16 protein-coding genes and 1 tRNA gene are annotated in these 22,014 nt (G+C 49.5%); 7 read left to right on the forward strand and 10 right to left on the reverse strand.

The annotated features are described in order from the left end of the window. The first annotated feature begins 63 nt into the window (after positions 1 to 63). Positions 64 to 2,670 carry an EAL domain-containing protein gene (locus tag ACN0S4_RS02140; RefSeq protein WP_417656082.1) on the forward strand — a complete coding sequence of 869 codons (2,607 nt, stop codon included), beginning with the start codon at positions 64 to 66 and terminating at the stop codon, positions 2,668 to 2,670. Positions 2,671 to 2,680: 10 nt separating this feature from the next. Here ACN0S4_RS02140 and ACN0S4_RS02145 read toward each other — a convergent pair whose 3' ends face one another. The 3 genes from ACN0S4_RS02145 to fadI are packed head-to-tail and all read right to left on the reverse strand — an operon-like array spanning position 2,681 to position 6,361. Further along, a complete protein-coding gene (locus ACN0S4_RS02145) occupies positions 2,681 to 2,878 on the reverse strand; it encodes a hypothetical protein (RefSeq protein WP_417656083.1) in 198 nt (65 codons plus the stop codon). Positions 2,879 to 2,900: 22 nt separating this feature from the next. Beyond that, positions 2,901 to 5,051 (reverse strand): fatty acid oxidation complex subunit alpha FadJ, encoded by a 2,151-nt coding sequence (gene fadJ, locus ACN0S4_RS02150; RefSeq protein WP_417656084.1) that lies wholly within the window; start codon positions 5,049 to 5,051, stop codon positions 2,901 to 2,903. Continuing rightward, positions 5,051 to 6,361 (reverse strand): acetyl-CoA C-acyltransferase FadI, encoded by a 1,311-nt coding sequence (gene fadI / locus ACN0S4_RS02155; RefSeq protein WP_417656085.1) that lies wholly within the window; start codon positions 6,359 to 6,361, stop codon positions 5,051 to 5,053. Before fadI ends, fadJ begins: the two co-directional genes overlap by 1 nt. A 171-nt stretch (positions 6,362 to 6,532) precedes the next feature. Between fadI and ACN0S4_RS02160 the strand changes: the two genes are divergently transcribed. From ACN0S4_RS02160 to ACN0S4_RS02185, 6 genes are read left to right on the forward strand one after another with little or no spacing between them, the layout of a single operon-like run. Then, a complete protein-coding gene (locus ACN0S4_RS02160; protein ID WP_417656086.1) occupies positions 6,533 to 7,489 on the forward strand; it encodes an AAA family ATPase in 957 nt (318 codons plus the stop codon). Between the two features lie 19 nt (positions 7,490 to 7,508). Continuing rightward, positions 7,509 to 8,450: a DUF58 domain-containing protein gene (locus tag ACN0S4_RS02165; RefSeq protein ID WP_417656087.1), complete on the forward strand. Its 942-nt coding sequence runs from the start codon at positions 7,509 to 7,511 to the stop codon at positions 8,448 to 8,450. Next, positions 8,447 to 8,941 carry a DUF4381 domain-containing protein gene (locus ACN0S4_RS02170; RefSeq protein WP_417656088.1) on the forward strand — a complete coding sequence of 165 codons (495 nt, stop codon included), beginning with the start codon at positions 8,447 to 8,449 and terminating at the stop codon, positions 8,939 to 8,941. Before ACN0S4_RS02165 ends, ACN0S4_RS02170 begins: the two co-directional genes overlap by 4 nt. Beyond that, the gene (locus tag ACN0S4_RS02175; protein ID WP_417656089.1) at positions 8,938 to 9,942 is read left to right on the forward strand and encodes a vWA domain-containing protein; all 1,005 of its coding nucleotides are present in this window, start codon (positions 8,938 to 8,940) and stop codon (positions 9,940 to 9,942) included. The genes ACN0S4_RS02170 and ACN0S4_RS02175 overlap by 4 nt, the downstream gene beginning before the upstream one ends. After that, positions 9,935 to 11,710 (forward strand): VWA domain-containing protein, encoded by a 1,776-nt coding sequence (locus ACN0S4_RS02180; protein WP_417656090.1) that lies wholly within the window; start codon positions 9,935 to 9,937, stop codon positions 11,708 to 11,710. Before ACN0S4_RS02175 ends, ACN0S4_RS02180 begins: the two co-directional genes overlap by 8 nt. A gap of 5 nt (positions 11,711 to 11,715) precedes the next feature. Next, positions 11,716 to 13,503 (forward strand): BatD family protein, encoded by a 1,788-nt coding sequence (locus tag ACN0S4_RS02185; protein WP_417656091.1) that lies wholly within the window; start codon positions 11,716 to 11,718, stop codon positions 13,501 to 13,503. Positions 13,504 to 13,566: 63 nt separating this feature from the next. Here ACN0S4_RS02185 and ppiD read toward each other — a convergent pair whose 3' ends face one another. From ppiD to tig, 7 genes are all read right to left on the reverse strand, one after another. Then, positions 13,567 to 15,438, reverse strand: a complete 1,872-nt coding sequence (gene ppiD / locus ACN0S4_RS02190) for a peptidylprolyl isomerase (RefSeq protein WP_417656092.1) — start codon at positions 15,436 to 15,438, stop codon at positions 13,567 to 13,569. A 105-nt stretch (positions 15,439 to 15,543) separates the two neighbouring features. Continuing rightward, positions 15,544 to 15,620: transfer RNA gene (locus ACN0S4_RS02195), tRNA-Asp, on the reverse strand. A gap of 7 nt (positions 15,621 to 15,627) precedes the next feature. Next, positions 15,628 to 15,900, reverse strand: coding sequence for a nucleoid-associated protein HU-beta (gene hupB, locus ACN0S4_RS02200; RefSeq protein WP_169930182.1), 273 nt, complete (start codon positions 15,898 to 15,900; stop codon positions 15,628 to 15,630). Positions 15,901 to 16,204: 304 nt separating this feature from the next. Next, a complete protein-coding gene (lon, locus tag ACN0S4_RS02205; protein ID WP_417656093.1) occupies positions 16,205 to 18,553 on the reverse strand; it encodes an endopeptidase La in 2,349 nt (782 codons plus the stop codon). A 141-nt stretch (positions 18,554 to 18,694) separates the two neighbouring features. Beyond that, complete coding sequence (clpX, locus tag ACN0S4_RS02210) at positions 18,695 to 19,975, reverse strand: ATP-dependent protease ATP-binding subunit ClpX (RefSeq protein ID WP_417656094.1); 1,281 nt, start codon at positions 19,973 to 19,975, stop codon at positions 18,695 to 18,697. Positions 19,976 to 19,980: 5 nt separating this feature from the next. Then, positions 19,981 to 20,598: an ATP-dependent Clp endopeptidase proteolytic subunit ClpP gene (gene clpP, locus ACN0S4_RS02215; RefSeq protein ID WP_169930185.1), complete on the reverse strand. Its 618-nt coding sequence runs from the start codon at positions 20,596 to 20,598 to the stop codon at positions 19,981 to 19,983. A 102-nt stretch (positions 20,599 to 20,700) separates the two neighbouring features. Continuing rightward, positions 20,701 to 22,002, reverse strand: coding sequence for a trigger factor (tig, locus tag ACN0S4_RS02220; protein WP_417656095.1), 1,302 nt, complete (start codon positions 22,000 to 22,002; stop codon positions 20,701 to 20,703). Positions 22,003 to 22,014: the final 12 nt, after the last annotated feature.

The raw sequence follows: 22,014 nt of genomic DNA on the forward strand, positions 1-22,014 counted from the left end.
AGCAACACATAACAAATAGAAGAGCTGCGCAGTAGAAAAGCAGCCTTTCAATCGAGGGATAGCGTGCGTCGAACGCCACTACTTCAGGTCATCATGTGGTGCAGCCTGCTTTTAACAGCGGGTGGTACTTCAGCACAGTCTGTCGCGTCCTATTCTGACTGGCAGGTTGAGCTCATTACTCTGAGAATGGCGAATCAACCCGTCAGTGCGCAGCAGTTAGACGGTCGTAATCGTCCACAACTGTACAATTCCGAAGTCCTCTTCATTCCAACGATTGATTCGCCTTTCACCATTGAATTTGGTGCTCCCTATGCGCCGCAACCCCAGCGGTTATTCTATCGCTATCAACTCGAAGACGTTGACCGTGATTGGGTGATTACAGATGCAGAATTCCGTCGTGCAACCTACACCAATCTGCCCTTTGGCGAACACCAGTTCATTGTGGAAGCCTCTATTGATGGCAAAACCTGGCAAGGCCGACGAGCGATTACATTAGATGTTGCCGTTCCCACGTGGTTATCACCATGGGCCATTACCTTGTATGCCCTCTTAAGTTGCTGCATTTTGTTCGGCCTTGCCTTGTTAGTTCGCGCCAAACGCCGGACACTCGTTCAATTACGCGATAGTGAAGAGCGTCTCAAACTAAGTCTTTGGGGGAGTGGCGACCAGCTATGGGATTGGCATATTCGTGAGCAAGCCATTCATCGACACAACACGTGGCGGCATTTATCAGAGTTCCCGCAGGATCGACTCAGAGCTGGCGAGCGCAGTCCCACATCCAATATTCATCCCCTCGATTTAAAGCGTGTCCAGCAGCAACTCCGAGATTATTTAGATGGGAAGATAGATACCTTCGAGGTCACCTACCGGGTCAGCAGTGACGATGGTTGGATCTGGGTACTTGACCGCGGCAAAATTGTCGCGCGTGACGAGCATCAACTACCCATTCGGATGACTGGGACTTTAAAAGATATCACTCCGCTCGTTGCCGCCGAAGAACGCCTAAAAATGCTGGCAACATCGATTACCAATATTTCAGATGGCGTCTGTATTTATGACAGCCAGTTTAAATTGATCGAAACCAACCAAAGTTTCACCAAGATCACCGGTTATAGCCGTGCCGATATGCTCAACAAACCACTGCATTTGTCGCTCTACAACCCTGAATATCTCGCGCAAATCAAACGTGTGGTGCAGCAACATGGGAGTTGGCATGGTGAAATCGAAGATTTACGCAAAGACGGCACCACCTATCAAATGGAGCTAACGCTCGATGCGATTACGGATGACAGCGGTCAAATTGCGCAGTACGTAGCGACATTCTCTGATATCACCGAACGTAAGAATGCCGAACGCGAACTCCGCCGCTTGTCCAACACCGACACGCTCACTGGATTACCCAATCGTTCCTATTTTCAGGTTAGTCATTCGAATCTAGTACGCAAACGTATCGCCCATGCGCTGCTGATTTTTGACCTCGATGATTTTAAAAAGATTAACGATTCACTCGGCCATGAGGTCGGCGATCATCTGCTCATGCAGGTTGCGGAAAGAGTGGGTGAAATTGGACGCGCACAAGACACGTTTTATCGACTGGGCGGCGATGAGTTCACCTTGATTCTTGAAGATACCACTGACCTACACGATATCACTGAAGCAGCGAATCAAGTATTGGAAGCGCTGAGTCACCCGTTCCACATCAGTGGTCATGATATTGTCGTCAGTAGCTCTATCGGTATTGTGGTCTACCCGAACGATGGTCAATCGTCACAAGAGTTACTGCAGAATGCAGATACCGCGATGTATCACGCGAAAAGTCGCGGTGGTAACGGCTATCAATTCTTCAATGAATCGATGAATAAAAACGCGGTCCGCCGTCTACAACTTGAAAATCAGCTGCGACAAGCGCTCCGCAACAATCATTTGCAGGTTCATTACCAACCGAAAGTCAGTTTGAAAACACATCAGTTTGTTGGACTCGAAGCGCTAGTAAGACTCGACATTCCTGGCGTTGGAATAATCAGTCCCGCTGAGTTTATTCCGCTGGCAGAAGAAACCGGACTGATCATTGACGTGGGTGAGCGCGTATTACGACAAACTTGTCGGGATATGCGTGAATGGGTTACCTCGGGTGCTGTAGAGGGGCGCGTTGCGGTTAACCTATCGGCCAAGCAATTCCTGCAACCTGACTTAACTCAGCGCATCATGAATATTTTGGATGAAGAAGGCTTAGATCCGAAGTGTCTGGAACTCGAAATAACCGAAGGTGTGGTCATGGAAGATCCAGAGCGCGCCATACAGATTATGACCGAACTACATTTCTGCGGAATTCACTTGGCATTGGACGACTTCGGAACTGGCTATTCATCGTTAGCCTATTTAAAACGCTTCCCTATTCAAACATTGAAAATCGACAAAGCATTTATTGATGACATCAATGGCGCTGATCGCGATCGGAATATGGTCGCCTCGATTGTCGCGATGGCCCACAATCTAGGACTCGACGTTGTTGCTGAGGGCGTCGTCAATGCTGCACAAGCTTCCACTCTGCATCATCTCAACTGTGAGTTTGCGCAAGGGTTCTTGTTCGCTCAACCTCTGAAGCGTGAGCAATTTCTTGCGCATATAAAAACGCCGGTTAAGAAACCGGCGCATGTATTACTCAACTAAAATCGTTCCTTCAACGGCATTGCCACAACACATCATGACGGCCAAGGGTACGTATCAGTGTCATGCGTTTATGACTGACAAACATGGGCACCATGAGCGGCCCGAAACATAATCCGAGCAGCCCCCAACGCTTAGCACCCATACCATTCTTTAGAGCTTGAATGTATAAACCCAGCGCAGACAACAAACTACACAGCGCAATAATCACGTTTATTCACCTCATTCATTCGTTAAGAGTGGGTTTCCTTACCGTAAAAAGTTTGACCGTTTTCAGCCATTTGGACCAACAATGGCGCAGGCTGGAATCGCTCACCAAATTCTTCTTCATACTGACGTAGACGCTTCACGACCGTTCCAATACCGAGTGCATCCATATAGCGGAAAGGTCCGCCGCGGAATGGCGGAAAGCCAATGCCAAATATGGCACCAATATCACCATCACGTGGACTACGAATAATATCTTCAGCTAAACAGTAAACCGCTTCGTTCAGCATCAACATAACCGCGCGTTGCGCAATTTCTGCTGGATTGATTTTCGCATCTGGCTTGATACCGAGTAAGGTATAGACCGATTCATCGACCTGTTTACCCGGCTTTTTACCCGAGTAGCTATAAAAACCTTTTTTGTTCTTCTTGCCTTTGCGATCATCATCAAGCAGCTTGCTAAATGCCGCAGGCGCTGCAAATCGGTCACCCAATTCAGCTTCCATGATCGGCGCTACTTTCACGGCCACATCAATACCTACCTCATCCATCAATTTCAGTGGGCCGACTGGGAAGCCGAACTTCACCAAAGCTTTATCAATGCTGTCGATAGGCTCACCTGCCAGTGCCATCCGCGCCGATTCATTCATGTACGGTGCTAAGATACGGTTCACGTAGAAGCCAGCACCGTCTTTGACCACAATTGGCGTTTTACCTTGCTTCTTCGCCAAGGCCACCACTGTTGCAATAGTTTCCGCCGACGTGCCCGCGTGCGTGATAATTTCAGCCAATGGCATTTTATCAACCGGTGAGAAATAATGCAGCCCGACCACTTGCTCTGGACGCTTCGCACCCTCTGCTATTTTAGTAATTGGCAAACTCGATGTGTTCGTTGCAAAAATACAATGTTCTGGGGCGACGTTTTCAATGTCTGCCACCATTTTTTGCTTCAAACTCAAGTCTTCAAACACCGCTTCAATCACCACATCGGTACGATCAAAGCCGCTGTAATCCAAGCTACCACTGAGTCTAAGCATAGTTTTCTCTAGCTCAGACCGACGCATCTGCTTGCGCTTCACCTTTGTCTTCAGGAGGTCATAGCTATAGCGCAACGCGTGTACGATACCCTGCTCTGCAATATCTTTAATGCGAGCCGGAATACCAGCCTTCACTGCAGTAACATAAGCGATGCCACCACCCATCAATCCGCCGCCGAGCACACCAACGCGCTCAACCTTGCGCGGTTTCACATCACCAGCGCCCGATTCTTTCTTCATGGCGGTGGTCGCAAAAAAGATGCCGCGTAACTGCTTCGATTCCGGCGTCATGGCAAGTTCACCGAAACGGCGCGCCTCATACTGCAGCCCCGCCTGAAACCCTTCATTTAAGCCATAAGCAATGGTATCGATAATGGCGTCTATCGCTGGATAATTTCCATGTGCTTTGGCCTGCGCTTGTTCGCGCGCCTTGCTGATAATAATGCCACGACCTACACCGGTACCTTCCAATGCTTTGTTCAGTAATGAGTGCTTCACTTTGCGAACCCGAGCTTTACTACTCAAAGCCTTTTTCACAGCGGCTTCGAGTAAAATGCTACGGGGAACAATCTCATCAATAACTCCAAGTTTGAGTGCTTGTTTCGGACGTAGTTGTTTTCCGGTCAGAATTAATGGCAACGACTTTTGCATGCCAATCAAACGCGGTAAACGCTGAGTACCACCTGATCCAGGTAACAAACCGAGCTGTACTTCCGGTAAACCAATGACCGTTTTGTCTTCGGTCGTGATTCGATAATGACAGGCTAAAGCAAGTTCCAGACCGCCACCCAAACAAGCACCATCAATAGCTGCGACAACGGGGACTTTGAGCTGCTCGATGCGATCAAACATCGCTTGTCCTTGACGCGCGAGACTCTCGGTATCTGCTGCAGTTTCGCAGTCATCAATCATGCTGATATCCGCACCCGCAACAAACGAGCCCGGCTTATCGCTGATTACTACTACACCTTTGATGTCGGAATTCGCCTCCAACTGATTCAGAACCTCGGCAACTTCTTCAGCAAAAGTGGCCTTCAACGTGTTCATAGACTCGCCCGGAACATCGATGCGAATCACAGCGACTTGATCGTCACGAACTTCTAATTGAAATGCTTTGGTTGTTGTTGCTACTTCGCTCATTAGTTGCTCTCCAAAATCATTGCTGCACCCAAGCCACCGGCAGCACATGCTGTCGTTAATGCGGTGCCTCCGCCACGTCGGCGTAATTCGTGGAGCGTTTGTGTGATCATACGAGCGCCCGTGGCAGCAAATGGATGACCGTAGGCAATAGAACCACCGAGGACGTTAAACTTGTCCATATCGATTTCACCAATGGCTTCACTCCGTCCTAACTTATCTTCAGCAAACTTCTTACTCGCAAACATTTTCACGTTCGCGAGCGTTTGTGCTGCAAATGCCTCATGCATATCAATCAAATCTAAGTCACTCAATTTCATGCCAGCGCGCTCTAGTGCAATCGGTGTCGCATAAGAGGGGCCCATCAACATATCTTCCCACACATCAATAGCGCTGAATGCGTAACTACGCACATAGCCGAGAATCGAGTAGCCGAGCGCTTTTGCCTTGCTTTCGGTCATCAATAACACCGCTGCAGCACCGTCTGTTAACGGCGTGCTGTTGGCTGCTGTGACTGAGCCATGCTTGCGGTCAAAGACCGGCTTTAACTTGGCGTAGCTGTCGAGTTTACTATCACTACGGATGGTGTTGTCGCGGCCGAGGAAATCTTTATAAGGTTCGGCATAAGCCGTCATCACTTCATCAGCGAGTATCCCTGCTTCCCATGCGTCGTGGGCTTTGGTATGCGAACGGTGTGCTAAGGCATCTTGATCAGCGCGGCTAATGCCATGAGATTTCGCCATTTGCTCCGCGGTTTGTCCCATGGTCAGCCCAGTGCTGTATTCAGCAATAGCGGGTGGAACCGGCATTAAGTCCTTAAACCGCAGGCGTTTCAAAATCGCTAAGCGTTGCCCTAAAGAACGCGCTTTGTTCAAGTCAACCAGCGCATGCGCTAGGGTTCGTGACACACCAATCGGCAACACCGACGACGAATCGGCTCCGCCAGCAATACCGACCTCAATAGTGCCCGAGACCATACTTTCGATAATATTGGCGGTAGCTTGGAAACTGGTTGCACAAGCTCGGGACACGCTGTAAGCATCAGTGCTCACAGGTAAACTAGTGCCGAGAACAATTTCTCGAGCAATATTCGGTGCTGAGGGCATTTGTACCACTTGTCCGAACACCAATTGCTCCACTTCTCGCGGATCCAAGCTAAATCGATTCAATAGCTCTTGCACAACAAGCTTGCCAAGGTCGAGTGCTGGAACGCCATGAAAATAAGTTGCCTGTTTTGCAAACGGAGTTCGCAATCCGGCGACAATAGCGATACGCTCACCCGCTGGTGTGGTTAATTGCTGACGTGCTGACATTCAATTGTCCTCATCCAAAAAAGAAGTGGGCCATCAATCTGGTCTGACCTCATAGCTAGTTACAAATTTTAACGGGTTACTGGCGAGAATTAAACCGTTGTTTTAGGTAAAGTGCCTAAGTAGAGTATACACCGCTTTTTTGAGTTCATCCGATGTACATAGAGGACCACCATGGCCGCTGAACAGTTTCAAGCGCTTCGTACTTACTTGAATAGTCAGGTACTGGGCCAAGCCGAATTTACCGAAAGTCTGCTAATTGCTGTGCTTGCCGACGGACACCTATTGGTTGAGGGTCCTCCCGGACTCGCCAAAACTCGTGCCGTCAACGCATTGGCACAAGGTATTGAAGGCAGCTTTCATCGGGTCCAGTTCACGCCCGACCTACTCCCTGCCGATTTAACCGGTACGGATATTTTCCGGCCAGAGCAAGGTACCTTTGAATTTCAGCAGGGCCCACTGTTTCATCATGTTATTTTGGCAGATGAAATTAACCGCGCCCCTGCAAAAGTGCAGTCGGCGTTGTTAGAGGCTATGGCGGAACGGCAAATTACCGTCGGCCAGAAGTCCTATCCATTACCAGAACTTTTTATGGTACTCGCTACTCAAAACCCATTAGAGCAAGAAGGTACGTATCCGCTCCCGGAAGCGCAGCTCGACCGTTTCTTGATGCACATTAATATCGATTATCCCAATGCGGCAACTGAGCTGGATATTCTGCGTCTGACACGTGGTGAAGAATTGCATGGTTCCGAAGCAATGCTACAACCGCTCAAGCAAGCTGACCTGTTTGCTGCGCGCAAAGCAGTGCTCGAAATCTACATGGATGAAGCGGTCGAAAACTATTTGGTACAACTGGTCATCGCGACGCGAACTGCAGCAGCTTATAGCGACGACTTGGGCCGTTGGTTGAGTTATGGCGCTAGTCCACGCGCAACGATTGCCTTGGACCGATGTGCGCGAGCTCGAGCCTGGTTGGATGGTCGCGATTTTGTGACCCCAGAAGATATTCAAGCGGTATTCCCGAATGTACTGCGCCACCGAATTATTTTGAGTTATCAAGCCGAGGCTGATGGTATTACCGCAGACGCAGTACTCCAGAACATTTTGAGTCTCGTTCCCGCACCTTAGCGTTATCATGGCAGTGACTATGCAGACAAGCAGTACGCATTGGTTAGACGTAATGCACTCGAATGGCATCCGTGTCACGAGTGCTGAGCTTATGTATTACCGCAATAAGGTAGCGGCCTTTCAGCGCCATCAGCGTCTGCAACCACCCAAATCACAAACTGGCGCCATCCTCAGCAAGCACAAAGGTCGAGGCATGGAGTTTGATGAAGTACGGCATTACCAAGCCGGCGACGATGTGCGTTCAATCGACTGGCGAGTAACAGCACGAACTGGCACGCCCCATACCAAACTGTATCGAGAAGAACGTGAGCGCCCAGTCATGGTGATTGTCGACTTAGGCCCTACTTTACAATTTGGCACGCAATTACTCGTTAAATCGGTACAGGCATGCCACTTAGCTGCAGCCTTAGGTTGGCTCGCTATCAGTCGCAATGACCGCATTGGTGGCTTGATTAGTTCCGGCCAAGACCACCGTGAGGTGCGGCCGCAAGGGCGGCAGCATGGCATGATGCGACTGGTGCAAGCATTAGTCGAACAGCAACATCGCAGTAATGACTCGCCTACGCAGGCAACGCAAACGTTGGACGATCTCATTCAGCGCACGCAGCAAGTGGCGCGCCCCGGAACTATTGTGCATTGCATCAGCGACTGGCTCACTGCCAGTAATGATACTTTCGATCGTTTATTAGCGATTCGTCGTCACTGCCAATTGCATGCCTATCAATTAACCGACCCTTTTGAGTTGGACATGCCACTTCCTGCGGCGTCCAATCCATTGGCGATTACCGATGGGCAGCAGTCACCATTGGTGATGGATACCCAACAGCGCAACGCTTACTTAGAAGCCATGCAGACGAAACAAGCGGAACTGCAGCAACATTTTCAGCAGTTGGGAGTCAGACCACAACGCGTCGATGCCGGTCAAGCGCTGGAGCAACAATGGGCTGAGGTGATGCGATGATGTTACTGGATACTCCTGCGGCCAACGAAGCGCTCGCTGATATGAATGATATTGTCAGTGCGCCGGCGGCATCCTGGTGGCCTTTAGCACCCGGTTGGTATGTGGTGGGTGCACTCACGCTTATTCTGCTCATCATTTCCGTTTGGCTACTGATTCGCCGTTGGCGCCAACGACGTATGCAGCAGCTTGCGCTCAAAGAGCTCGCGCAACAAACCGCAACCGACCCGGCTACAGTCACTGCACTTTTGAAGCAAGCCCTATTGGCTTATTACCCGCGCGAGCGAGTAGCCAGTTTGCAAGGAGCAGTTTGGTGGCAGTTCCTGCAGCAACAATTACCTGCGCGCGCAGCGCAACGTTGGCAGGCAGTCATTGATGAGCTCGAACGCACTCAATACTCTGGTGATACCGCAACCGATCTAGTCGTTGAATACCAACGTTACGCGCAATTTTGGTTGCAGCGCGCCTTGCCTCCAACAGGAGGAAAGTCATGATTGAATTTGCATGGCCTTGGCTTGGCCTCATCTGGCCCCTGCCAGCTCTGTTGTGGTGGTTACTACCAAAATTTCGGCAGCCCACGTCGGTCTTACGCGTGTCCTATGTTCCTGCCGCAGATGGAACTATGCAGCGCACTCAAACTTCACGCTGGGCTTTATTCATAGCCGCGCTGATCTGGACCGCTCTTGTTGCGGCTGCCGCGCAACCACGCTGGCTCGGTGAGCCCGTTGCCGCGCGTAACGAAGCTCGTGAAATGATGCTGGCAGTCGATCTCTCCGGCAGTATGGAAATTGCCGACATGGAAATCGAAGGCCAACAGGTTGATCGTTTAACCATGGTGAAGAGCGTTTTAACGGACTTCATTAGCCGCCGTGTCGGGGATCGTCTCGGTCTCATCTTATTCGCTGATACTGCTTATGTGCAGGCTCCGATGACCTACGATCGTCGCACGGTTGAGCAGTTGCTCGATGAAGCTGTGCTGCGACTCATTGGTGAGCGCACTGCCATTGGTGACGCGGTTGCTCTTGCGGTGAAGCGTTTTGCCGATGACGAAGAGTCGAACAAAATTCTCATTCTTTTAACGGACGGTCAAAATACAGCCGGCAATGTTTCACCTGAACAAGCCCTACAACTTGCCCAATTTCATGATGTCAAAATTTATGCCATTGGTGTAGGTGCGGAAGAAGTCATCGTCGAAGGATTTTTCGGACAACGACGCGTCAATCCAAGTCGAGACTTAGATGAAGACATGCTGCGCAGTTTTGCGGATGCCACTGGTGGTGAGTACTTCCGCGCCCGCAGTACCGCTGAACTCGAGGAAATTTATACGTTGCTGGATCAATATGAACCCGTTGCCGGTGATGAGCAGCTCAGACGGCCTCAACGTGCCCTCTTTCATTGGCCATTGGCGCTCGCTTGGTTGCTCACGTTTGCATGGATGATTTTGCGCCTCCCACAGTGGCAACGCCGCACAGAATCGGAGGAGCAACATGGCTGAGTTTCATTTCCTTCGCCCCTGGTGGCTGCTCGCGATACTGCCGGTGTTAGTCGTCGGTTGGCAGTTACTTCGCCAACAACGGCAACAAAGCGGTTGGCAACATGTTGTAGCACCCCATTTGCTGGCATGGTTAAGTCCACCGCAGCACGAACGTCAGCGGCATTGGCCGCTCCGGTTGCTGGTTCTGAGCACACTGATTGGCTCGTTGGCCCTTGCTGGTCCTACGTGGCAGCGGCTCCCACAACCGGTCTATCAACTCGAAGCCGGTCAAGTGGTCATCATGGATATGTCGATGTCGATGCGCAGCACCGATATTGCGCCCAACCGACTCACACAACAGCGCTTTAAGGCCATCGACTTAGTCAAGTCACACTTAGACGGTGAAGTGGGTCTCATTGCTTACGCGGGTGATGCATTTGTGGTCAGCCCACTGACTGCTGATGCCAATAACCTGACGAATTTAATTCGCGCGTTGAGTCCTGAAATCATGCCAGAGCAAGGCAGTAATCCATTGGCAGCACTCCAACTCGCCGATCGTTTATTAACGGAAGCTGGCTACGCCAACGGTGATATTTATTGGCTGACCGATGGCATCCAGTCACGCGACCAGCAAAGTATCATTCAGTTTTTACGAAATCGTAGCCATCGCGTATCCATTCTCGGGGTGGGAACAGAAGAAGGTGCCCCTATTCAACGTTCCGATGGCAGCCTAATGCGTGATCGCAATGGCCAAGTAGTTGTGCCAACACTTATTCCTGCTCAACTCGAACGATTCAGTTCGCTTACACAAGGTCGGTTTGCGGTGATTCGAAATGATCAAGCTGACCTCACCTATCTCACCGATTTAGCGCCCATCGAACGGTCTGGAAGCGAAACCGAAGATCAAGCCGGTGATCAATGGCGTGATCAAGGACCTTGGTTAGTGTTGATTCTTATAGGTGCAGCCTTATTCGCCGCTCGCCGAGGCATGTTGCCCAAAGTGCTGCCGGTACTTATTTGCCTGTGCTTGATCAACCCGGTCTATGCTCAAGAGGCTGAGGCGACGTCAACGCCAGAAAGCACGGGATTGGCTTGGCATGAGCAACTCTTTGCAACCCCCTATCAACAAGCGGATAAAGCACTACAACAAGGTGAATTTGAGCGTGCGCAGGCCATCAGTGAAGACAGTTGGCAACGCGGTGAAGCGAGTTATCGAGCAGGAAACTACGCGACTGCGTTAACCGATTTCTCGCAACGGACAGATGCGACAGGTTTCTACAATCAAGGCAATGCATTAATGCAATTGCAACGTTATGGCGAAGCCGCGGGCGCCTACCAAGCAGCTCTGCAACAACAACCTGATTGGGACGCTGCACAAGAGAATTACGAGTTAGCCAAAAAGCTTGCAGAACAGCAAGAGGAACAGCAGTCACAACAAAGCGACCAACAGCAGCAATCTGAGCAAGCTGAAGGTGAGCAACAAGACAGTGACCAGCAGCAACAGCAGCAATCGGAACAAAATTCTGACGAGTCTGAAAGTGACGAGTCGCAACAAGAGCAGCCTGAACCTCAAGAACAAGAGGCACAGGCTGATGATATGGAAGCTGAGGCCGAACCTCGTGAAGCATTGCCGCAAGGTGACTTAACTGAAGAACAGCGGCAACAGATGGAACAATGGTTGAATCGAATTCAAGACGACCCCGCAGTATTACTGCGAAATAAAATGCGGCTCGAAGCTCAGCGCCGCGAACAGAATCGATTACCCAGAGGAGTAGAACAAGAGTGGTAACGCACATGACCGCGCAACAAATAGATGTAGAGGCAGCTTTGCCAAGCAAGCTTGCAGCGATGCTCTTCTGCCTAACCGTGTTAGTGCTGGGTACCCTGCTGCCCGCGCATGCTGAACCGACTACGGTTATTGCGAGTGTTGATAAAAACCCGGTCGTTGCCGGCGACAGCTTTATCCTCACCGTCACCGTTGACGATGATGTACCTACCTCAAGTTTCGATGCGGCAACGCAGCTACCCGACAGTTTCACTGTCTTGAATACGCGCACCGCTCGACGCACGTCCATGATTAACAATAGTTTTAGTCGCCAAACCACTTTTACGGTAAGCGTCCGCGCTCCAACTACCGCAGGTGAAGTGACGATTCCTGCGCTGACTATCGAGTCTGTCCAGTCAGAACCGATTGCATTGCGTGTGCTGGAAGCTGGCAGCGATGCCGGAGCTGAAGAACGTCTCGCCTTTATTCGCACCAGTGTGAGTGCCGAGGAAATTTATGTTCAACAGCAAGTGACGATTATTGCGCGCTTGTACTTAGCTGCTAATCTGCAGAGCGGTAATATCATTCCACCACGGTTGACCGATGCGGATGTGGTTCAAATTGGCAAAGATGAAGAAACCTATGAAGTGATTGATGGTATTCGTTATCAGGTCTTTCAACGCACCTATGTCGTCACACCGCAGCGTTCAGGCGAACAAACCATTCGTGGTCCGGTCTTTGAAGGACAAATCAGTACCGAAAGTGGTAATTCTATCTTTTCGGCATTCTCCTCAACCCAACCCGTCACGACCGCAGCCCAAGATATTCCATTGCGTGTTCGGCCTGCGCCGAATGATTGGCAGGGAGAATGGTTCCCCGCGGAATTGGCTACCCTGAGTCTCGAATACATCAGCGACGGTGAAGATCTTCCAAGCGAGTTAACCATAGGTCAGCCTATTACCCTGCAATATCGCCTCACGGCTATTGGTGTCAAGCCAGAGCAGTTGCCAGCTCTTGTGCTACCGCAGCTGTCGGGAGCTAATTCCTATCCAGAGCAACCTGAATTGGGAAGCGCTGTGCGCAATGGCAATGTCATTGCGCAGAAGACCGTATCGGTAACGTTAATTCCACGTGAAGTCGGTGAGCTAACTATTCCAGCAATCGTGGTTCCTTGGTTTAACACATCCACAGGGCAGCGTCAGGAAGCGCGAACCGACTCGCTAAGCTTCACCATTGTCGCTGGCTCAGGCTTGCAACCGGATATTCCGCAGCAACAACCGGTCACACCGGAAACCACAGCGTCTACCCCCGAGAATAAGTCAGCTCCTACAACGAGCACCGGTAGTACAGATCTGGCGCAGGAGACTTCAAACGAGTCACAGCCTTGGCTCTGGATAGCACTGACTAGTGGCTTTGCTGCGTTATGGTTACTGACCCTGTTTGGCTTTTGGTACCGCGGTCGTCAGCGTAATACTGTCGACACGAGCTCACCATCGACACCGAGCAATCAGTATTGGAAGCAAATTCAGCATGCTTGTACTCAAAATGATGGCGCCGCAGCTATCCAAGCGCTCCAGCAGTGGGCGCGACATGACTTAAAACTTGCTGATGCATCGTTGTTGGGACTGAAGAAGCACCTCAATAGCTCCCCAGTAACGGCGCAAATCGACTTTCTCCTGGCTTCTCGCTTCGGCTCATCTCCTAGCCCTTGGCAGGAAGGGAAAGGTCTGTGGCGTGCGTTACAGGGCGCCGTCCGTGACCAACATAAGAAGAGCAAACCAACGGTTACACTACCCCCCTTATTTCCAACGAAGTAAACGAACACAAAAAAGCCCGCTCATGATAAAGCGGGCTTTTTATTGGATTCGATGGAATACGACTTAGTTACTCCGCACCATCTCAATTTCAGCCTCAGCCCGCAATCCTTCTATAAAGGCCATATAGAGCTGTTGACTATTACTCGTTTCCAGTTGCTCTTGCAGACTAGTCGCCAGTTCAGCATCAGGTTCCCCTGCCATCACTTGGCTTAATTGCACCACAGCAACGTTACCGTTGTTTAATGTCGCTGTCGTCACCGCAGTTGTACCTTCAGCCGGTGCTGCCATGTTAAACAAAGCCTGCACGATAGCGCGAGGATGCTCATCGGTGCGACGATCAACAGCGTCAAGAACGGTCAGCTCGACACTCGCTTCACCCGCTCGAAGTTGCTCTGCGATGGCTTCTGCTTGTTCCGTAGCGGCTGCTTGAGCGCGCTCACGGCGCAATTGTGTGGTAACCGTGTCACGTACTTCATCAAGTGCACGAGTAGATGCTGGACGGTGTTCAAGTACACGAACAACAACCGACTCCGTATCACTGGTCTCGATCAAATCGCTATTCAAACCTTCCGCAATAAAGTCGTTATCAAATACTTGCTGCAATACAGCAGGATGATTGAGCGCTGACGGTGCGGTATCGCGATTAAACCAATCCGAGGTACGCACAGTCAGTTGCGTGCCCTCTACCGCCGGTTGCAATGTATCTGGCATTTCGAACGAAGCTTCGGCAACGCCTTGCTGCAACTCATAGTAACGTTGTTTGACCCGCTCTTCGCGTAGATCATTAACGATTTCATCACGAACTTCTTCAAATGGTGTTACAGAGCCTTCCTCACGGTCGGTCAGCTTAATAATATGAAAACCAAAAGATGTTTCCACAACATCGCTCACATCGCCAACATTTTCTAGGGCAAACGCAGCAGCTTCAAAATCTGGGTCCATGGTACCTGCTTCAATAAAGTCGAGGTCACCACCTTGCTCTCCAGAAAAGACATCGTCCGAGTTTGCTTTCGCCACTTCGGCAAAATCAGCACCATTGTTAATTTCAGCGAGCAAAGCTTCGGCTTCAGCACGGGCATCAGCATTGCCATCCTCAGCTTCAATCAGGATGTGTGAAAAACGTGCGCGTGAAGCAGTTTCGTACTGTGAGCGATTACTTTCGTACCATTCGCGTACAAGGTTCTCATCGATTTCAATCGCTTCAGCAATAGCGCCCGCTTCCAGCGCCACAAACTCCACGCGAACTTGCTCAGGAACCGCAAAACGATCACGATTTTGCTGATACCAAGTCTCAATAGCAGCATCGGTGATTTCGACTGTTTCCAGGTAATCAGCCAACGCGATTTCGCGATAACCACCGCTGCGTGATTGATTGACCAGAGCTTGTACTTGCTGCACTTCATCGGCCAGTACGAAATCCGTTTCTAAAATGGACTCCAGTAACTGAGTCCGCGCCATATCGCTACGCATCAACTCTGCGAAGCCATCGACGGAAAAACCATTTTGTGCCAGTACCATGCGATAGGTTTGGTTATCAAATTGCCCGGCCACTTGGAAAGCTGGAAACTCACGAATCGCGGTTTTAACTTGCTCATTCGACACTCGTAAGCCGCGGTCTTGAGCATACTGCTCAACCAATTTCTGGTCGATTAGACGGTCCAGAACCTGTTGACGAAGACGCTGATTAAACGCAGGGTCGGCGGATAGTGTTGCATAAAAATCGCCTAATTGTTGTTGCTGGCGATTCCGTTCATTTTCCACTTCACGGTCGAATTGTGCTTGCGCGATTTCCTCACCGTTGACAATGGCAACAGCAGGGTCAGGTTGATTGGTGACATAGCTACCAATTCCAAACAACGCAAAGGTCAAAGCCAAGAAAACCAAGATGGCTTTCACGATGAAACTTTGAGACCTCTCTCGAATACTGTCCAACATGTTCTGTTATACCTCGATTTAACTCTACAATTGCGCGGTATTATACCTGCTTGTGCGCTAAAAAAATAACCCGAAGCGAGGCTTCGGGTTATTTTCAACATTCGCTGGCGGAGCGGACGGGACTCGAACCCGCGACCCCCGGCGTGACAGGCCGGTATTCTAACCAGCTGAACTACCGCTCCGCAGGTATTAGTTTACTGAGTCTTTCAGTGCTTTACCGGCTTTGAAAGAAGGTACTTTTGCAGCTGCGATTTGAATAGTCTGACCGGTTTGTGGGTTACGACCAGTGCGAGCAGCACGCTCACGAACGCTGAAAGTACCGAAACCAACTAGAGCTACTTGCTCACCCTTTTTCAAAGCGTCTGTTACTGCTTCGATGAAAGAGTCTAAAGCACGTCCAGCAGCAGCTTTAGAAATCTCTGCTCCCTCTGCAATTTTGTCAACTAACTGAGACTTGTTCACAGTATCATCCCCTTAGATTGTTATTATCAGATTTTGCATGGTTCCATTTGCATATGAATGGCCCAGCGAAGGTTATAACAAGCTTGAACAAACCGTTCAAGCGTTGGCAACAGGTAAGTAGACTACTTAACTCAAACCAGTCACACAAGTGTGGTGGCAGACGAATTCCAATGTTGTTCTGACCAATCACTCTTGCCTTAGGCTACCACAAGAATTTCTATTGAGAACCCTTTTTCACAATTTTTTTGACGAAAGAATGCGGTCTGTAGGCTGATTACGGCCTCGCAGCCCGCATTTTATCGTTTTAAGGTGCTTTTACGACCGCTTCTGGGGTCCGTTCGAGTGCAACTTTCAGCACTTCGTCTATCCATTGTACTGGCTGAATCTTCAAATCACCCTTCACATTGTCACTAATTTCCTTGAGATCACGCTCGTTATCTTTCGGAATTAGCACATGCTTAATACCACCGCGGTGGGCCGCCAGCAGCTTCTCTTTCAGTCCGCCGATAGCCAGCACTTCACCACGCAAGGTGATTTCACCGGTCATGGCGACATCTGCACGAACCGGTATCTGCGTCAACGAGGACACCAAAGAGGTCACCATAGCGATACCTGCACTCGGACCATCCTTCGGTGTAGCTCCCTCAGGAACATGCACGTGGATGTCACGTTTCTCATGGAAATCGTCCGGAATACCCAGCTTATCGGCGCGACTCCGCACGACCGTTAACGCCGTTTGAATCGACTCTTGCATGACATCGCCCAACGAGCCCGTTGAGGTGATTTTGCCTTTACCCGCAACGTTGGTTGCCTCAATGGTGAGTAAGTCACCCCCCACTTCAGTCCAGGCCAATCCGGTCACTTGTCCAACTTGGTTGTTGTCCTCAGCCTTACCGAAATCAAAGCGTTGCACGCCAAGGAAATCACTCAGATTGTCACCGTTGATTTCCACATGCTTCACACGCTTATCAAGAACGATCTTCTTCACTGCCTTGCGACAGAGACGAGAAATTTCACGTTCAAGGTTACGTACCCCAGCTTCGCGCGTGTAATACCGAATAATTCCAGTAATCGCGTCATCCTTTACATTGATTTCTTTGGCCTTCAAACCATTGCGTTCGATCTGCTTGGGCAGCAAGTGGCGCTTCGCGATATTTAACTTCTCGTCCTCGGTATAACCTGACAACCGAATCACTTCCATCCTATCCAGCAACGGTGCCGGAATATTCATACTGTTGGAGGTCGCGACAAACATGACATCTGACAAGTCGTAATCCACTTCCAGATAATGGTCGTTAAAGTTGATGTTCTGCTCTGGGTCTAATACTTCGAGCAGTGCTGACGCTGGATCGCCACGCATATCGGACGCCATCTTATCGATTTCATCGAGTAAGAAGAGCGGATTACGAACCCCAACCTTCGCCATTTTCTGAATCAATTTACCTGGCATCGAACCTATATAAGTACGACGGTGACCACGAATCTCAGCTTCATCACGAACGCCACCGAGTGCCATCCGGATATACTTGCGGCCCGTCGCCTTCGCTATCGATTGACCCAATGAGGTTTTACCGACACCGGGAGGCCCCACTAGGCACAGAATAGCGCCACGAACTTTGCTAGTCCGCTGCTGCACAGCAAGATACTCGAGGATGCGTTCTTTGACTTTCTCGAGACCGTAATGATCCGCATCGAGGATTTTTTCTGCGCCGGCCAAATCTTTCTTAATACGCGAGCGCTTTTTCCACGGCACCGACACCATCCAGTCGATATAACCGCGAACCACTGTTGCCTCAGCCGACATCGGCGACATCATTTTTAACTTCTGCAGTTCCGCACGAGTTTTCATCTCGGCTTCTTCTGGCATTTTGGCGTCTTCAATCTTCTGTTGCAGCGCTTCAAATTCGTCAGGACCGTCTTCCATTTCGCCCAGTTCTTTTTGAATGGCTTTCATTTGCTCATTCAAATAGTACTCGCGCTGACTTTTCTCCATCTGCTTCTTGACGCGTGTACGAATGCGCTTCTCAACTTGCAACAGATCAATCTCGCCTTCCATCAACGCCATCAAGAACTCAAGACGCTCACGTACATCGGTAATTTCCAGCACTCGTTGCTTGTCATTCAGCTTCAATGGCATGTGTGCTGCCATGGTATCGGCGAGGCGATCTGCAGCTTCAATCCCAGATAGTGAGGTGAGCACTTCTGGTGGAATTTTTTTGTTCAGTTTGACATAGCCTTCAAACTGGTTGATTGCCGAGCGAATCATCACCTCTTCTTCTTTCTCGTCCATGCGCTCGGAATCGAGATAATGGACCAGTGCTTGGAAGTAATCGGGAGACGGCTCGAAGTTATCAATGGCTGCGCGCTGCACACCCTCCACCAACACTTTCACCGTGCCATCAGGCAATTTCAACAGCTGTAAAATAGTCGCAATGGTGCCGATGGTGTGGATGTCGTCCGCTTCTGGTTCATCCACAGTGGCGTCTTTCTGGGCAGCTAAAAATATTTGCTTGTCCGCATCCATGGCTGCCTCTAAGCAGCGAATCGATTTCTCACGACCAACAAATAACGGAATAACCATATGCGGATAGACGACAACGTCTCGCAATGGCAATACGGGAATACTCAGGCGTTCAACCCGCTCTTCGCTCATAAACTTCTCCAGGTGGTAACTCTGTGTATGCTTTCTTATCTTACTCTTTAATATGTGGTCCTCCAGTTAAAGTTCAATGTTTTGCACAAAAAAAGGGCCTTATTGGCCCTTTTTGCATGATTTTTGTGCTAACTGAAGGTGTTATTCACCTGCGGCTTGCTTATCTTTACCTTGATTTTGATAAATCAGGATTGGATCAGACTCACCCTTAATGACGGATTCATCGATCACTACCTTGCTAATATTTTTCAGCGAAGGTAATTCGTACATAGTATCCAACAATACCGCTTCCACGATAGAGCGAAGTCCACGTGCACCGGTTTTCCGTTGCATGGCTTTGCGAGCAATAGCGCGCAAGGCATCTTCTCGGAACTCCAATTCCACGTCTTCCATTTCAAACAACGCATTGTACTGCTTGGTTAATGCGTTTTTGGGCTCTCGTAGAATTTGCACTAACGCGTCTTCATCCAGCTCGGTCAGTGTCGCAAGTACCGGCAAACGACCGATAAATTCTGGAATCAAACCGTACTTCACCAAATCTTCAGGTTCGACTTTCGCTAAGGTTGCGCCTTCTCCATCGGATTTCTTGCTTTTCACTTGTGCACCGAAGCCAATGCCAGTGCCAACGCTGATACGCTGTTCGATAACTTTATCGAGCCCAGCGAAAGCACCACCGCAAATAAACAAGATTTTCGAGGTGTCGACCTGCACAAACTCTTGCTGCGGATGCTTACGACCACCTTGTGGTGGTACTGCAGCTACCGTGCCTTCAATCAGTTTCAGTAGTGCCTGTTGCACCCCTTCACCCGATACGTCACGAGTAATTGAAGGGTTGTCTGACTTACGTGAAATCTTGTCAATTTCATCAATGTAGACAATGCCGCGTTGTGCCTTTTCGACGTCATAGTCACACTTCTGCAGCAGCTTTTGGATGATATTTTCAACGTCTTCACCCACATAGCCTGCTTCAGTCAATGTGGTCGCATCTGCCATGGTGAACGGCACATCGAGAAAACGCGCAAGCGTTTCTGCTAGGTATGTTTTACCAGAGCCGGTTGGACCAATCAGCAAAATGTTACTCTTGCCTAACTCGACATTCTCTTTACCTTTACTACTGTTATTGTGGAGCCGCTTGTAATGGTTGTACACGGCGACCGCCAGTACCTTTTTCGCCAAATCTTGACCGATCACATATTCGTCTAAGTGTTCCCGAATTTCCTTAGGCACCGGTAATTGGTCACTTGGGGCTTGTGGCGCAATATTCTGAATTTCTTCATGCAAAATATCGTTACACAGCTCGACACACTCATCACAAATAAATACGGACGGCCCAGCAATCAGTTTACGAACTTCATGCTGACTCTTGCCACAAAAGGTACAGAATAATGGCTTATCGCCATCGCCTTTGGTTGTGTCCGTCATTCGATTTAGTTTCCTTCTCGCTTAGTCAGAATGCCATCAACTACGCCGTAATCGACCGCCTCTTGTGCACCCATGAAATAATCACGGTCAGTATCCTTCGCTACTTGCTCATAATCTTTGCCGGTATTTTCGGCAAGCATACGGTTCAGCTTTTCTTTGATATCTAAAATTTGTCGCGCATGAATTTCAAAGTCAGATGCTTGACCTTGGAAGCCGCCGAGCGGTTGATGAATCATCACCCGCGAATTCGGCAAACAATAGCGTTTACCTTTCTGGCCACCCGCCAACAGGAACGCGCCCATACTAGCCGCTTGCCCCATACAGACCGTGCTTACATCTGGCTTAATGAACTTCATCGTATCATAAATCGCCATACCTGCGGTGACTACGCCACCAGGCGAGTTGATATACAAATAGATATCTTTATCGGGATTGTCAGACTCAAGGAATAATAACTGAGCCACAATCAAATTGGCCATATGCTCTTCCACTTGGCCACAACAAAAAATGACACGCTCTTTGAGCAAGCGCGAGTAGATGTCGTACGAACGCTCTCCCTTTGAAGTTTGTTCGACCACCATAGGGACCAAAGCGGCCATTGGTGCAGACGTCAACTCTGACATAATTACAACTCCTGAAATAAAAAATGGCTCGTATAAGATATACGAGCCATTAAACCAAGTTGATCTAGAGCCCGTCAATGTTCTTCGACGGTTCTCGTAAACTTACTTTTGCTTAGGATTCATCAATTCGTCAAATGTTGCTTTCTTCGCCTTCACTTTCGCTTGGCTCAAAACAAATTCAATCGCCTGGTCTTCCAAGGCAACATTGCGAACTTGTTGCATCAATTCTTCGTTGCCTTTGTAGTAAGCAACCACTTCCGCTGGGTCTTCGTAGGCAGAAGCGTTGGTTTCGATAATCTCATCGACCTTCGCAGAATCAACTTTCATCTCGTTACTACGAATCACTTCGCCAAGTAACAAACCAACCTTCACGCGCTCTTTAGCTTGTTCTTCAAACAAGTTTGCAGGCAATTCAGGTAAGTTCGCTTGTTGACCGCCAAAACGCTGCATAGCTTGACGACGCAAGTTGTCAATTTCTTGGTCTACCATTGCTTTCGGAGTATCTACTTCATTCGCTTCAACTAAGCCCTTGAGCACTTGCTCTTTGACTTTGCTACGAACAGTCGTTTTCAACTCACGTTCCATATTCTTGCGAACTTCAGCTTTCAAAGCCTCAATACCGCCTTCTTTCACGCCAAATAGCGCGACGAATTCGTCATTGATTTCTGGTAGCTCACGCTCTTCAACTTTCTTCGCTGTGATTACAAACGACGCAGCTTTCCCTTTCAGGTTTTCAGCGTGGTAATCTTCAGGGAACGTGACTTCGATAGTTTTCTCTTCACCAGTTTTCATGCCCACGATTTGGTCTTCAAAACCTGGGATCATGCGATTTTCACCGAGTTCGAGTGCGAAGTCAGAGGCTTTGCCGCCGTCGAATTCTTCACCATCAATAGAGCCGACGAAATCAATCGTGATACGGTCTTTCTTCTTCGATTTCTTCTTTACTTCTTTCCAGCCAGCGTGTTGCTGACGCAAAGTTTCAAGCATGTTGTCGACGTCTTTCTCAGTCACTTCAACAGTCGGCTTCTCGATGGTGATTTTTTCTAACGCACCAACTTTCACCTCTGGGTATACTTCGAAAGTCGCAACGAACTCCAGGTCTTTACCTGCTTCATTTACTTTTGGTTCGATCGCAGGGTTACCGACTGGGTTCAATTTTTCTTGCATGACCGCTTCGTAGTACTTGGTGTACATCATGTTCGATGCGGCACGTGCATGCGCTTCTTTGCCAAACAGCTTCTGTAACACGTTTGGTGGCACTTTGCCTTTGCGGAAGCCATTGATACGACGGTTGCGATACTCTTCTTTGAGCAAACGCGTGACTTCTTTCTCAATTGCTTCGGCCGGCACTACGATAGTCGCACGGCGCTCTAATCCTTGGGTTGTCTCTACAGAAACCTGCATTGCTTTGTTACC

Origin of the sequence: Pseudidiomarina aestuarii, from assembly GCF_048263735.1 — a bacterium.
GTDB lineage: Bacteria > Pseudomonadota > Gammaproteobacteria > Enterobacterales > Alteromonadaceae > Pseudidiomarina > Pseudidiomarina aestuarii_B.